This window comes from Enterovibrio nigricans DSM 22720 (assembly GCF_900167155.1).
Taxonomy (GTDB): Bacteria; Pseudomonadota; Gammaproteobacteria; order Enterobacterales; family Vibrionaceae; genus Enterovibrio; species Enterovibrio nigricans.
In genome coordinates, this window is sequence record NZ_FUXU01000093.1 from 1 (window position 1) to 13516 (window position 13516).

General features: G+C 46.5%; 13 protein-coding genes, 3 pseudogenes and 1 riboswitch. Of the genes and pseudogenes, 3 read left to right on the forward strand and 13 right to left on the reverse strand.

All coding sequences use genetic code 11. The features are described 5' to 3' along the window. The 7 genes and pseudogenes from B5D35_RS20270 to B5D35_RS20300 form a co-directional block, all read right to left on the reverse strand. A partial coding sequence (locus B5D35_RS20270; protein WP_170915231.1) for a transposase occupies nt 1-204 on the reverse strand: 204 nt, incomplete at its 3' end. A gap of 50 nt (nt 205-254) precedes the next feature. After that, nucleotides 255-485, reverse strand: a complete 231-nt coding sequence (locus B5D35_RS20275) for a MerR family transcriptional regulator (protein WP_244556677.1) — start codon at nt 483-485, stop codon at nt 255-257. A 353-nt stretch (nt 486-838) separates the two neighbouring features. Next, a pseudogene (locus B5D35_RS20280) lies at nt 839-1827 on the reverse strand (MBL fold metallo-hydrolase). Nucleotides 1828-1974: 147 nt separating this feature from the next. Continuing rightward, a complete protein-coding gene (locus B5D35_RS20285) occupies nt 1975-2430 on the reverse strand; it encodes a hypothetical protein (protein ID WP_078754317.1) in 456 nt (151 codons plus the stop codon). Nucleotides 2431-2549: 119 nt separating this feature from the next. Then, on the reverse strand, nt 2550-3188 hold the full coding sequence (gene pcp, locus B5D35_RS20290; RefSeq protein ID WP_078754318.1) for a pyroglutamyl-peptidase I: 639 nt from the start codon (nt 3186-3188) through the stop codon (nt 2550-2552). A gap of 8 nt (nt 3189-3196) precedes the next feature. After that, nucleotides 3197-4102: a DUF979 domain-containing protein gene (locus B5D35_RS20295; protein WP_078754319.1), complete on the reverse strand. Its 906-nt coding sequence runs from the start codon at nt 4100-4102 to the stop codon at nt 3197-3199. Nucleotides 4103-4108: 6 nt separating this feature from the next. Next, nucleotides 4109-4819 carry a DUF969 domain-containing protein gene (locus B5D35_RS20300; protein WP_078754320.1) on the reverse strand — a complete coding sequence of 237 codons (711 nt, stop codon included), beginning with the start codon at nt 4817-4819 and terminating at the stop codon, nt 4109-4111. A 435-nt stretch (nt 4820-5254) separates the two neighbouring features. Here B5D35_RS20300 and B5D35_RS20305 point away from each other — a divergent pair, with 435 nt between their 5' ends. Beyond that, nucleotides 5255-5824, forward strand: coding sequence for a hypothetical protein (locus tag B5D35_RS20305; RefSeq protein WP_078754321.1), 570 nt, complete (start codon nt 5255-5257; stop codon nt 5822-5824). Between the two features lie 59 nt (nt 5825-5883). Next, entirely contained in the window at nt 5884-6381 is a 498-nt protein-coding gene (locus B5D35_RS20310) for a L,D-transpeptidase family protein (protein WP_078754322.1), read from the forward strand. Nucleotides 6382-6466: 85 nt separating this feature from the next. On the opposite strand, the pseudogene gbpA reads toward B5D35_RS20310, so the two are convergent. The 4 genes and pseudogenes from gbpA to B5D35_RS20330 form a co-directional block, all read right to left on the reverse strand. After that, nucleotides 6467-8024, reverse strand: a pseudogene (gbpA, locus tag B5D35_RS20315) (N-acetylglucosamine-binding protein GbpA). 111 nt (nt 8025-8135) lie between these two features. Continuing rightward, nucleotides 8136-8236: riboswitch (cyclic di-GMP riboswitch) on the reverse strand. Nucleotides 8237-8517: 281 nt separating this feature from the next. Continuing rightward, on the reverse strand, nt 8518-10464 hold the full coding sequence (locus B5D35_RS20320; RefSeq protein WP_078754323.1) for a monovalent cation:proton antiporter-2 (CPA2) family protein: 1947 nt from the start codon (nt 10462-10464) through the stop codon (nt 8518-8520). Then, nucleotides 10461-11090 (reverse strand): NAD(P)H-dependent oxidoreductase, encoded by a 630-nt coding sequence (locus tag B5D35_RS20325; protein ID WP_078754324.1) that lies wholly within the window; start codon nt 11088-11090, stop codon nt 10461-10463. The genes B5D35_RS20320 and B5D35_RS20325 overlap by 4 nt, the downstream gene beginning before the upstream one ends. 36 nt (nt 11091-11126) lie before the next feature. Beyond that, nucleotides 11127-11485 (reverse strand): annotated as a pseudogene (locus B5D35_RS20330) (winged helix-turn-helix transcriptional regulator). Between the two features lie 188 nt (nt 11486-11673). On the opposite strand from B5D35_RS20330, the gene B5D35_RS20335 reads away from it, so the two are divergent. Then, on the forward strand, nt 11674-12213 hold the full coding sequence (locus B5D35_RS20335; protein ID WP_078754325.1) for a redoxin family protein: 540 nt from the start codon (nt 11674-11676) through the stop codon (nt 12211-12213). A 73-nt stretch (nt 12214-12286) separates the two neighbouring features. Here B5D35_RS20335 and B5D35_RS20340 read toward each other — a convergent pair whose 3' ends face one another. Then, complete coding sequence (locus B5D35_RS20340) at nt 12287-12919, reverse strand: LysE family translocator (protein WP_078754326.1); 633 nt, start codon at nt 12917-12919, stop codon at nt 12287-12289. 111 nt (nt 12920-13030) lie between these two features. After that, the gene (locus tag B5D35_RS20345) at nt 13031-13468 is read right to left on the reverse strand and encodes an NAD/NADP octopine/nopaline dehydrogenase family protein (protein ID WP_078754327.1); all 438 of its coding nucleotides are present in this window, start codon (nt 13466-13468) and stop codon (nt 13031-13033) included. Nucleotides 13469-13516: the final 48 nt, after the last annotated feature.

Below are 13516 nucleotides of genomic sequence, written 5' to 3' on the forward strand. Positions count from 1 at the left end.
TGGCATAGAGAAAATGCGTTTCACCATCAGTGCGGTAGTAATGGCTAAGTCGCTGAATCGGCGAGGTCTACCACGCTTGCCTTGTTTGTTTTGTTTCCACTCAGCTATCGTTTCCTCATCAATCCAAAAGGTCAGAGAACCACGGTTGATTAAGGCTTTGTTGTACTGCTTCCAGTTAGTTGTTTTGTAACGAGGTTTAGACATGAGACTACGACGATTGATGGGTGTAGCCGATCAGATCGTAGCTTCTAGATTTAGTTCCATCGATTTAAGCAACAAAGCCTAATAACTTCTGTGACCTTATAACCTGTGCAAGTACGCTCCAGTAATGACACCCACTTTTTCCGCAAATACGTTTTTACAGTAGATACACTCCAACCTGTTTTTTCTGCTAATTCTTCTAATGGGAATTCGTGTCCAGCTTTAAAACTTTCAAGGAAGAATGTATATGCTCTGTCTACTTGTAACCATTTTTTCTCTGACATAAACCCACCAACCCGCATACAACAATTCATTAACAGTTGGCTTATCCGTTTAGTCCACAATCGGCACGCCAGAACTGTCCACTCTCTAGACTCAACCTATCACATAAGTCTTTTATATTATAAGGTTAGGCTTTCGTCACGTGATGGAATCTGCAGAAAAGGAGCACCACAAACTATCAAGGCGAAAATTGATACACCATGTACATATCGGTGCTGTCAAAGCATTGGCAGGAATGCAAATTTGAAGACGGAACAGGGGTAAAACGAAGGCTTTATGAAATGGCGAATGCAGATTATATAGCCCAAGACGAACTCAATATCACCTTGGGCTTTTTGTCATGAAGTCAGGAATATTAATCCGAAAAATTCAGAGAATCACCCTGCTGAGGGAAATGAAAATTCACACCCAAAGTGTTGGCTTCTTCAAGCTGGCGTTTAATGATGCTTTCTGGGGATTCGCCTTTCTTTAGGCTGTATTTGATGTGGCTGATAACCACGTCCAAGCCTTTAAGCTGCCGTTGCCGCTTTTGGCTTCCAGCGCTTTCAACTCTTCAAGCAGCCACTTTGGCGTAAGGTGGCCGAACAGTTGTTTATCTGGGGTTTCATTGCTGAATGACACTTCAATCACGATGCCTTTGAGCTTGTCGTTTTTGACATGCTCTGAGAGCGCAGACCAGACATTGTTCAGCGCGTCACTTTTCTCAACCGCATCTGGCCCTGTATCACCGAAATAAGCAAACACATCGCCGTCAGTGTCTTTCATCAAGAAGGCAGTAGATTGCCCGCCTGAATGGGATAGCGGCATGGCTTTCACGTTTAAGCTTGTACCTGCAACAGGCTGCCACTGCGCAGCAGGAAGGTCGGTATAAGTGTATTTGCTAAGTTTGAACCCTTTGCCTTCATTGCCAAAATTTGGCCATGCTGACCAGTTAAAGTAGTTGGTTTGCAGGGCATCGTTTGTCGCTGACAAGGCATAGATTGGCTTGTTGCTGTCATCGGGTGAGCTGATGATCATTCCTGCTACGTGGTCCAAATGCGCGTGGCTGATGAAGTAGCCTTTGATGCGCTCTTTAAGCAGGTAACCCACTTTGGTGTATGGCGAGGCTTCTGGCACCTCGATATCAGAAAACGCGCCTTTTTGCTCAGAGACAATCAGGCCGTTAACAATGGAGCCAGCATCTAGCATAACGTAGTTATCGTCTTGCTCGCTTTTCAGCATAAACGCGGTGAGATTGCCGTCTTGAATGCCACCTTTACTTCCCAAGGTCACCAAATCATACCCTGCGGCGTTAACCCCAAATGAAAGGCAACCGACCAAAACAGCAAGCTTACGTTTTAACATGTTCATCCTTTTCTTTGGCGGCTTCTGAGACCCAAAAGCGCACCAATCTGTTATGTTGAAAGCCGCCATTTTAGTCTCGGGTATCAACACACCCTACCGCTTTTTCGCTGCGATACGTGCGCCAGATTCCATTCCGAGAAAGAAGGCTTAAGCGGAATATTGTTGGATAAAGTTTCGCAGAAATTTCTCGCCATCTTCGCCATTTTTGAAGGCTTTCCAGCATTCAAATATCGCGGTTTCATGGTCGGCAATCAATGCGAATGCTTCTTGGTTTTTCTCGGCTTCAGCATACCACTCTCGGTATTTCACTTCGTAGGGCTCAACCCAGTCCGTCAGTATTTCCGTCAGTTCGTCCCAAGGCAGTGAGATCCATTTTTCCGCATCAACAATGCCCTTCGCCTGCATTTCCACATCGTCTTTTTTAAACGGAATAAACGACGTTCTTAAGTGTGGTTCGAGCAAATTGGCGGTAACAGTTTCAACTTGAATCAGCGTTTCCCAAAGCGTCAGTCGCGTTTTATCAGCGTAGTTTTTAGCGAAATAAGAAAAGAATGCGATACCGTAGATTTCACCGCGGTAGGCAGTTAGCAATTGCGCGTTCATAAGCAACCCACTGTTCGTGTGTTTCAGTCAATTTAGGGATTATACCCAAGCTTCTTGTAGATGCTACGGGCATAAAAAAACCGGGCAATCGCCCGGTTTTTATCAATCAAGATTGCGTATTAGCAAATCTTACCCGCGCCGATCACGGCATCGTGTTTGTTGTCCAACGTTGCCTGTGCGGCTAAACGCAGACCTTCCGCGATGGTTTCCAACGACATTGAAGCTTGGTCGGTCGCCGCAGCTTGCTCTGGCAGCAGAGGGATATGGATGAAGCCATGGCCAATATCCGTCTCACGCAGGAAGTGCTGAACGCCATAGAACAGGTGGTTACATACGAAGGTACCTGCTGTATTAGACACCTGGCATGGAATGCCTTTTTCTTGCAGTGCTTTCGTGATTGCTTTGATTGGCAACGTCGTGAAGTATGCGTCAGGGCCATCTTCAATGATTGGCTCATCAATAGGCTGGTTGCCACCATTGTCTGGAATACGGAAATCATCCACGTTGATGGCAACACGCTCAGGCGTAATCGACGCACGACCCGCAGCCTGACCAACAGTGATCACATAGCTTGGTTTGTGTTTTTCGATAGCCGCTGTGACCGCTTTAATTGCCTCATAACGTGTTACTGGCACGTCACAAATCACAATTTCACCGCCGTCCAGTTTTACGCCATCCAGCATTTTCACTGCTTCTAGAGCAGGGTTAATGGACGCACCACCAAATGGTTCAAAGCCTGTTATCAATACTTTTTTCATCACTATCCTCAGAAGGCAAAGCTATACATAACAAAGATGTTAAACGCCAACATGATAAGTGCCGGAACAACCTGCATCAGGATCACGTGGTGCTTATTTTTCAGCTCTAGAAGAGCGGCTGGTACGACGTTAAAATTCGCTGCCATCGGTGTCAGCAATGTACCGCAGTAGCCAGACAGCATGCCCAACACACCGATAATCGACGCGTTACCACCAAACTCCAATACGAGAAGAGGGATACCAATACCTGTGGTAATAACAGCAAATGCTGCAAATGCATTCCCCATTACCACGGTAAACAGCATCATACCCACACAGTAAGCAATCACGTTGATCAGCAACATGTTTTCAGGAATCATCATTTTGACGATCTGTGCAACGGTATCGCCCACACCTGCCTGATTGAACAGGAAACCCAGTGCTGCAAGGAATTGAGAAAGAATTGCCGCCCAACCGATAGAGTCAATCAAGCGACGGCCTTCATTCAGGCTGTGCATTGGTTTACTTTTGGTGATCAACAGCGCGATGACAATGGCAGCAATTGACGTAATACCCAGTCCTGCAAGCGCACCCAGCGATGTAAGTTGACTGATAGCAACCGTACCCACTGGCACAATGGCAGCAGGAATAAACAGTTTATTCTTCAATACTGACGCGGTTTCTTTGCGCTCTTCGTCGGTCGTGGTGCCATATTTGCCCACGCCCATAAAGCCGCCTGCAGCCAGCGCTGTCAGTGCCAGTACCATTACGCCCGTCATCCAATGCGGGATCATGGCACCAAAGATAAAGGTCACACCGTAGATAAGCCAAAACAGGCCAGTACCTACACGTTTTGAATTCTCTTTATCGAGGAATGTTTGTAACGAGAAAGCCAGCAGCAGCAAGCCCGTGGTTTGATAAATGTACTCTAACATCCCGAATTACCCTTCTTTAGATGTGGCAACAACGTCTGTTGCTTCAGTGTTATCGGACTTAAGAAGTCGGGATTCGACGATTTTGCTAAAAATCATAAACACGGTAAATGAAGCAATTGCTGTTGGCAGTGCCCACAACGCCATGGTTTCTAGCTTCACGTCCACATTGCTGTCTGTCATAACACCGTTGATCAGCAGGATACCGCCAGTACCAATAAACAAAAGTTGGCTGAAGAAGTTACCAAAGTTTTCACTCGCAGCTGACAATGCACGAATGCCTTGACGCTTTTCATCAGAAAGATTTGGTGACGCTTTTTCCGCCGCCGCTTCTGCCATCGGTGCAATCAGGGGGCGAATCATAGAAGGGTGACCACCGATGTGCAGACCCATACCGCAAGTCACTTTACGCAGCAACAGGTAGGTCATCAAAATTTTGCTAACGGAGGCTTTCTTCATGGAGCTAATCAGGGCTTCAGCACGCTGACGAAGACCGTAGCGCTCAAGAATACCAATCATAGGGAGAATAAGAATGAAAAGAGACATGTAGCGGTTTTGGGTGAAGGATTGGCCCAGAATAGACAGGATTTCCATTACCGCTATGTCAGCGGCTAAACCGGTTGCCACACCAGCAACCAATATAACAAGCAGGGTATTCAGTTTTAACGCTAGCCCTACCGTTATAATCACAATGCCAATCAATGGCCAAAAATCAATCATAGGTGTCCTCTACACGACCTTTATATAGAAATTGCGATCAATGATGTAAAAACCATTGACGCTTCGAGTATACGAAAGGCCTATGAGCACCTCCAATCAGAGATTTTTGTCCTATCAACCAATTTATCTTCTCGTTGAGACCAAACACTTAAAACTCACACTTATGTACAAGCTAACTACCAGTAATCTGTCTGTTTGTTTAGTTTTAATGTGAAACATATCTCCCTTTAATTGAGGTACTTTCAGCATTTAATGTCACTTACAGATGATTAAATAACATTTACCCTCCTAGCTCAAATAAACACCAGATTACTAGGATTCCAGACAAGAAAATCCCCTTTGTCTCATTAGAAGAACATTAAAGCGAAGAATCTCAACGATATACTGGCTACCCACCTCGTTTTAATAGCGCTTGTGAATCAATAAGGACGTATGATGAACGCGACACGGTGCCTGATTGGTGTCATCTCTCTCACCCAAATTTCCGCATGTACCATCCAGACAACCCCAACCAAACCTTTGCTTCTTTATAACGCCAAAGAAGCGGTAAAACTTTCCTATTGCGATGACTTAGCCAACACGGCCTATCAAGTATCCAATGACAAACTCAACGGTGTGAGTAAACAAACACAATTCGCGGCGATTTCTGGCGATGACTCCGCCCAGATCAAAGGTGCGCTGATTGATGATATATACCGAGGCGATATAAAAAGCAGTTGGCAGTATTCAACCAATGTCTTTTCAGAATGTGCACAAAAGGTCGCAGACATCCCTACCGATCGCGTAGAAATAGCGTCACTTTGTGCTCAAAAATCTCTCGTTGCCCGAGGCGCTGCTGACATGTATCAGTCCGGAAAAGTAATACTTGATACCTACACTGCATTTGCCCCTTACAAAACCGTCAGGCCATTTACTGTGATTGAAGATGTCTACGACGAAGGCTTGAGCCGCGCGCAAGCCAGCAAACAAGCATGGCAAGAGTGCATGGGTGTCGTTTCAGATTGAATATTGTTCATTGTGTGAGAGATCAACAATACTCATAGTTTTACGTGCATGGGAATGCGATGAAATCAGGAATTTTTGCTGTTTGGTTAGTGGCCCTGACCTTTCAAGCTCTGGCAGACACACAAGACGTCACTAACAACATCAGCGTCAGGGTAGACAAATCGGCACGTCTAATGTTTCTTCTCGAAGATAACCGTGTGATCAAGTGGTATCGCATTGCGTTAGGTGCGAACCCGCAAGGACATAAATTGCGAGAGGGCGACAGAAGAACACCGGAAGGGAATTACACACTCGACCTTATCAATGAAAAGTCACGTTTTTATCGTTCTATTCGCATCAACTATCCCAACAGTTCTGACATTGCACGCGCGGAAAGATTGGGCGTAAGCCCTGGAGGTCAAATCATGATCCACGGTCAAAAAAATGGTAACGGCCCTCACCCCAGTGAAACGCGTGGCAAAGATTGGACCGACGGTTGTATTGCCATTTCAAACGAAGACATGGATGAATTTTTGAGTTTGATCCCGGTCGGAACTGCCATCGAAATCGACTGGTAGCCCGCCATCAGGCGAGCAAAAAACAAAAGGCCGATGCGTGTTTGCATCGGCCTTTTCCGTTATCAACGTCTTGCTCTTATTGGTTTTATTCGCAAGTAAATGGGCCTTTATCGCTCCACGCATCTGACGAGGTAGCAGGGCTGCTATTTACCCACCAGTTTGCTTGATACAGATGGCCGTCAAAAATCACTTGGTCACCCGCGTTGTAGGCTTTGCCTGACGTCCATGCCACTGGCATGTTGCTCAGTAGTTTCCAGGCATCGCTGGTTTCTGGCGTTGCACCTTCAATCCAGTATTTCGCTTCGTATACCAGACCATTGAAGTTAACTTTCTCACTGCCGGTGTAGGTGGTCTCTGCTGACCATGCAGGGTGATTAACGGCATCGGGGTCTGTACCACATTGCTCGCCTTTCTCAATCAAGAAAAAGTCCTGCATTTGCTGATCAACCATGTTGCCTTCCGCGTCTTTCACACGTGTCACCAGCATATGATGACCCGCTTTGGCATTGGACAATGTCATTTCAACCGATGCAGTCGTGCTGTCTGCAATAGACAGTTTTTCATAAGCCAGCGCGTCTTGAGCATGGTTATAAACAGTCATTTCAACGTTAACGTTACCCGAGGCGCTCACAGCCAAATCCAGCGTTACCGCGTTGTCTGTGATTGGGTATTCGTTTGCCAAACCATCAACAGTTACCTTGTAATCAGGTACTGGGGTGTCAATGTCATAGCCCACTTCAACGCGCGCCAAGCCACTGTCAGTCTTGATGAATATAGGGTTTGCACCAAATACTGGGGTGAATTTGTCTTCACCGCTTTTCTGGCCCGCTTTGATGTTGTCGTAGCTCGCGTTAATGCTTGTCGCTAAAGCATGAGACCAGTTATTCGCAAGACCCGCCTTATCACTGTCGATATCTAAGCGTACAGACATTTCAGGGCGCTCGCCGTTTGCGTCAAACACACGCGTAAATACTGCATCACCCTGTGACAGATTCATGCCTGGGTTGATTTGCCCGCCTTGAGACCATGTCGGTAACACAGGTTGGTCGCCGTCAAACTGCACATCAATCACGTTATAAAATGCCGCAGCAGTGTCACCCACATCCCACACAGCCAGAATGACCTGGTAGCCATCACGTTCTGGTACATCACATGCATGCAGCATACGTTTTGGCGGCTTTTCCATGTTGCCTTCAACCACACAGAATGGGTTCAAATCAAAGGTACTGCGTGCGAGGGGTTGGTTTGGATTCCAATCTGGTTTGGTGATGTAGTATTTCCACGTGCGCGTTACATGGTTGGCGGTAAAGGTCCATTCGAAGTCATTTTGACCTGCAACAATAGGCGTTTTCACCCAACGAGACGCCGTTTGCTCATCAAGAGGAGAGAATTGGATCAAGCCTGCACTGGCAATTTTACCATCGTCAGGACCCTGCTCTGGAAATCCCTCAGGGCCTTCCACACTTTGCGGTTCCCATTGAACCTGACCACAGTCAGTGTTTTTTTCTCCGGTCGCAGAGGTATATTTGCACAATGCTGCACGACCTGCCGCCGTCGATGGCACTCACGTAACCGTGAGACATGACGCTGGCACTGAAAAGTGCTGCCGTAACAGGCAGTAAAGAGGTTTTTAGTTTGAGCATGTTTGTACTTCCTGAGTGTTTGTGTACTCAGCTATCTAAAGATGCTGAGATTATGGTTTTCATCACCCACACACGGACAAACGTCGCAAAAGATACATATTTCCTAGGAAATATGGCGGCTCCGCTATCATAAATTCGCACATTGCATTTGGCGAACCCTTAGACCGGAAGCTTTGCGTCCTGTTTTTTCAAACAGTTTGCCGATAAGAGTGGTGTTGCGAAGAATAGTCGGAAAACACCCACTGGCAACAGAGATATGCGCCAGATCACACACCCGCTCTCACCAAAGGAACCAAGATCACAATTTTCAGCCCATTTCGCCTGTTTTTCACCCACAACAAACACGCCCCTTATGTGTTTCGCATATCGATAACAAAAAAACCAGACGTAGCGTCTGGTTTTTTCATGTGTTTTCTTATTCGTTCAAGTGCCATCTGGTCACGCACCTTTCACTCAAATGACGAGCATCTTGATGGATAAAGTAAGCATGCCATCACGTCGGCGTTTCTGACGGGTTGTCTTCGCCGTCTTCAAGTTCATCCAAGTAGTTTTTCGGTGGCGGTGTCCACTCACGCTCTGTCATGCTGTGCCTGTCCATCCGGTCAGAACCCATCGCATCTTTGATTGTTTCTTCAAGCTGAATAAACAGGTTTACGTAGTTAGCATCATAGGATTTTTTCTCTTCTCCCCCTTTCCAGGATTCGAACAATATTTCAGAGCTTTCTCGTTCAATTCGATGGAATGTCGCTTTTTGTTGTTCAACCAAAAATGGATGGATACCGAGCGAACGCAGTGCTTCGCCCCCCATGGCTAACGCTGAACGGTATGTTTCCTTAATCACATAATCCGCCCCCACATGACGAAGCATGTAGGCATGCCCACGATCGAATGCACGCGCCAGTATCTTTACATTGGGGTAAGCATGCTTGACATGTTTCACCAGTTCCGTGGCGGCCTCTTGATTATCCATCGACACAATCAACAACGCAGCGTCTTCAATACCAGCGGTATGCAGTAAGTCCGGACGTGTTGCATCACCAAAGAAGCTTTTCACATTAATTCTTCTTAAGTTTTCAACTTGTGTTGCTTCATGATCGAGCACCACGGTTTTTACGCCGTTTGCTGTCAAAAGGCGGTTTACTACCTGACCAAAGCGGCCAACACCGGCAATAATAACGGTTCCCTGCTCGTCGATTTCATCCGGCTCCCTGTCATTGGATGCTTTCTCATAACGCGGCAAAATCACCTTGTCATACAGAATAAACAAGCCGGGCGTGAGGAACATAGACAGAGCAACAACCAAGGATAACAGTTGAGCAAGTTCATTAGGTATTACGTGGTTTTGTGTAGAGAAGCTCAGAAGCACAAAACCAAATTCGCCCGCTTGAGCAAGGCTGAGAGCAAACAGCCATCGCGCAGAGCCTTTGATTTTAAAGACAAAGGATAAAAACAGCAGAACAAGCGCTTTGAGTGCCATCAGGCCAAGGGTCAATCCTACGATGACAAAGAAGTCATTGAACAGGATGCCAAAGTTGATACCTGCCCCGACGGTGATGAAAAACAGCCCCAGCAATAGCCCTTTGAATGGCTCAATGTTCGATTCCAACTCATGACGGAATTCACTGTTTGCCAATACAACACCCGCAAGGAAAGTCCCGAGTGCTGGCGACAGCCCAACAAGGCTCATCAATGCGGCAATCCCGATCACCAGCATTAATGCCGTTGCCGTGAAAATCTCACGCAGACCCGAGCTTGCCACAAAGCGGAACAGAGGGCGGCTGAGATAGTGACCACCAACCACAACACCTGCAATGGTTGCCGTAATAACCAAACCCAACGCCCAACCGGGCAGGCCAGCAACAAGGCTTAACTGCTCGTGATGTTCTGCTGCATCTGCAGCCACTGACTGGGCTTTTTCTACCAATTCAGGCAAGGCAAGCAAGGGGATGAAGGCAAGCATAGGAATAACAGCAATGTCTTGGAAAAGCAGAACAGAGAATGCACTTTGCCCACCTTCCGTTTTTGTCAGCCGTTTTTCATTGAAGGTTTGTAAAACGATCGCCGTCGAAGACAGAGCAAAAATCATCCCAATCGCTAACGCAACACTCCATTGTACGCTTAGCGCAATGGCAATCCCCATGACTGCTGCGGCGGTAATACCTAACTGCAAACCGCCAAGTCCCAGCAGTTTATTTCTCATTGACCAGAGCATTTTGGGCTCCAATTCAAGGCCAACAAGAAATAGCATCATCACAACACCAAATTCCGCAAAATGCTGAATGGTTGTGGTTTCATCGCCCACCAACCCAACAACCGGGCCAATCACCACACCCGCAATAAGGTACCCGAGCACGGAACCCAGCCCCAACCTTTTTGCGATAGACACGGCAATGACCGCCGCAATGAGATAGATAAAGGCTTGAAGAAATAACCCTGTCATACCGCACCTTCCTTCAATACCAAGTGGACGTTCGCTGAGGTGATTTTTTCTCTTTTGGCCAGCAAATCTGTATCCACAGCATCCGCGACAAACGCGTTAAGCAACCTTTTATAACTCTCAGCATGGCGTTCAACCTTGCCTTCTTCAACAGCAGTTCGAGAGCCAAAGAGCGCAAACGGTGCAAGGTAGTGCATGCCAGTCAGGTTGGCCATTTGCTCTAGAGGGTGCAAAAGCTCTCTGATTTTGAAATGGTTAAATCCGTCCGCTTTATACGCCTTCTCTTTCCCGCCCGCCGTGATCGCACAAATAAATTGCTTACCGTGCAACGCGTTACCTTTCGACCCGTAGGCGAAGCCGTATTCCAGCACCAAATCCTGCCATTCTTTCAAAATCGACGGTGTTGAATACCAATACAATGGGAACTGAAAGATGATGACGTCATGGTCAACCAAGCGTTTTTGTTCACGATCGATATCTATATGATAAGTGGGATATTCGGCATACAGGTCAACAACCGTGACACCTTCTACCTGCTTTGCGACATGAAAAAGCGGCGCATTAACTTCAGAACGCCGCTGGGAGGGGTGCGCAAATAGCACCAGCACTTTCTTTGATTCGTTTGCCATGGTGATCCTTTATATTATCGGCAGACCTTAGCGTTGTTAAACACCGTACTTCTCTGTCCAATCTTTTAATTTTTCCAATATACAAAGTGCCGAGCGGCCAAAATCAGTGATTTCATAACTCACTGCAATAGGTCTGGTGCTCAAGACATTGCGCTGAACCAAACCCATCTCTTCCATTTCCTTGAGGCGTTGGTCGACCATTTTTTACTGGCCCCGCTAAGTTGACGGCAAAGATCGTTAAACCTCACCGGCTTATCCTTTAGCTGCCAAAGTATTGAGGCTTTCCATTTCCCTCCGAGAATTCGCATTCCCCGCTCTATTGGACACGGCTCTAAACAAACGCGTTTAGCGTTTGCTTTCGCCCCACTCCCCCCTGTGCTATCTGGCTCTAACATGCTCGACCACTAGGTTACTAAAAGTATACTGGTTGACAGTTGTAACCAATTGTAACAAGGTGGGTGCGCACTTTTCAACCAAGCTAATTCAGTAAAATGGAATGTACTCATAATAAAGGGTCGGTCTGTTTATCTTTTCTCAGATGAAAGAATTAGTGATACCTATCGTAAGTAAAAGGAGAGTCGAAATGGCACAGACAAATAAGCTCGCTGCAGGCAGTGAGTTTCCTACCATCACTTTGAATGCACTCGATGGTTCGTCACGCACTCTGGGCGAACCAAAGGAAGGGGCGACATGGCAATTGGTGGTGATTTATCGCGGCAGACATTGCCCTATGTGTACACGCTACCTCAACCAACTTGAAGGATTCAAAGAAAGGCTTGGCGAAATTGGCATTGATATCGTCGCTGCATCGGGTGACAGCAGTAAGCAGTTGGAAGATCACCTGACAAAATTGGACGTCTCTTTTCCGCTGGTTTATGGGCTTGGCGAAGCGCAAATGAAAGCATTAGGGCTATACATTTCCGTTCCACGCTCTGAACAGGAAACCGACCATCACTTTGCTGAGCCCGGAATGTTTGTGATTAACGAACAAGGCACAGTACAGGTCGTCGATATATCAAACAATCCGTTTGTTCGTCCGGATATTGAAACGCTGGTTAATGGTTTAACGTGGATTCGCAACCCAGACAATCACTATTCTATTCGTGGTACCGCGCCCTACTGAGCATGGCAGATTGGCGTTCACTATGAATCAAAAAAGCCCCGCTAATGCAGGGCTTTTGTCGCGTATCGTTCTTTTACTTCGTCGAACTGGTAAAAAGCAGCTTAATGCCAAACGCTAACATCACCGAACCCAATACGCGATCTACCCAGTGCCCTATTTTCTTGAACTTTGCTTGAACGGCAGGTTTAGAAAGCACCATCGCGACTGAACCAAACCATACTAGTTGGACGAACATCATCCATGCACCCAATAAAGCAAGTTCACTCACTGGCATTTCTGGTGATAACACAAGTGTAAAAACCGAAAGAAAATACAATGGGGCTTTTGGGTTCAACGCATTACACACAAACCCCATGCCGATGAGCTTCATCGCGGAACGTGGTTTTACGGCCACGCCATCATCGCTATCACCGACCGCTGCTTTGCTGCGAATACCTTTCCAACCTAAGTAGATAAGATAGGCTGCCGCCAAGTACTTCATTACGCTGAGTACCATCGATGACTCACTGATCACCGTGGCAAGGCCAACTGAAGAGTAGATAATGTGAATGGAGAGACCGAGCGCGATACCGAGACTGACGAGCAACCCTGCTCTGCGTCCGTGCATAAGAGATTGTTGTGACACCATAACAAAGTCTGGGCCTGGTGATGCAGCCCCCAGCAAGTGCACTAACGTGAGCGTTAGAAACGCGTGATAAAAATCCATTCCCCTCTCCTTCAACACAAAAAGCTACAAAGGCGTTATATGGCTAACATAATCAACATTCAAGACCACCGCTTAGTATATTATCATTACAAACAGGGCACGCGATAAGGTTCACACTGTTTTGTTCCGTTCAAGGTACGGACGTAGACCTAATGCTTTATAGTTTTTAATGTCCGCCTCCGTGAGACCCATTTTTTTAATTGTTCGCGCTTTATTAAACAGATTCATCCCCGTTAAGTTACATGCTTTATCGCAAATTTCTCGCGTTAGTGGTTGTGGCACATTTAATATTCTCGCCATTTCTAATTGAGGAACATGCCGAGTCGGAACTTCTTCTGTTAGATATCGATGACACAATGTTTTAGGTGCTGGCGCTGAATAATTGTAGGACGGCGTGTTTTTCAACATTATATGTAAATCATCTATAGGCACATCATATACAGTATTTAGCCATTCATTGACATTCTGCGTAGGGAGACCCATTGCTTTCGCAACGGCAACACGCTCAGCATCCAATGGGCTTTGTTGCTTAATTCGGTTGGAAGACATGGCAGCCTAAAGTTGTTCGGTTCTTAAGCAATATACTGAGTTTCAGGC

Excerpts from the sequence above, each read along its gene's own strand:
- B5D35_RS20275 (WP_244556677.1), bottom strand. The coding sequence starts at position 485 with ATGTCAGAGAAAAAATGGTTACAAGTAGACAGAGCATATACATTCTTC.
- B5D35_RS20285 (WP_078754317.1), bottom strand. The coding sequence starts at position 2,430 with ATGAACGCGCAATTGCTAACTGCCTACCGCGGTGAAATCTACGGTATC.
- pcp (WP_078754318.1), bottom strand. The coding sequence starts at position 3,188 with ATGAAAAAAGTATTGATAACAGGCTTTGAACCATTTGGTGGTGCGTCC.
- B5D35_RS20295 (WP_078754319.1), bottom strand. The coding sequence starts at position 4,102 with ATGTTAGAGTACATTTATCAAACCACGGGCTTGCTGCTGCTGGCTTTC.
- B5D35_RS20300 (WP_078754320.1), bottom strand. The coding sequence starts at position 4,819 with ATGATTGATTTTTGGCCATTGATTGGCATTGTGATTATAACGGTAGGG.
- B5D35_RS20305 (WP_078754321.1), top strand. The coding sequence starts at position 5,255 with ATGAACGCGACACGGTGCCTGATTGGTGTCATCTCTCTCACCCAAATT.
- B5D35_RS20310 (WP_078754322.1), top strand. The coding sequence starts at position 5,884 with ATGAAATCAGGAATTTTTGCTGTTTGGTTAGTGGCCCTGACCTTTCAA.
- B5D35_RS20320 (WP_078754323.1), bottom strand. The coding sequence starts at position 10,464 with ATGACAGGGTTATTTCTTCAAGCCTTTATCTATCTCATTGCGGCGGTC.
- B5D35_RS20325 (WP_078754324.1), bottom strand. The coding sequence starts at position 11,090 with ATGGCAAACGAATCAAAGAAAGTGCTGGTGCTATTTGCGCACCCCTCC.
- B5D35_RS20335 (WP_078754325.1), top strand. The coding sequence starts at position 11,674 with ATGGCACAGACAAATAAGCTCGCTGCAGGCAGTGAGTTTCCTACCATC.
- B5D35_RS20340 (WP_078754326.1), bottom strand. The coding sequence starts at position 12,919 with ATGGATTTTTATCACGCGTTTCTAACGCTCACGTTAGTGCACTTGCTG.
- B5D35_RS20345 (WP_078754327.1), bottom strand. The coding sequence starts at position 13,468 with ATGTCTTCCAACCGAATTAAGCAACAAAGCCCATTGGATGCTGAGCGT.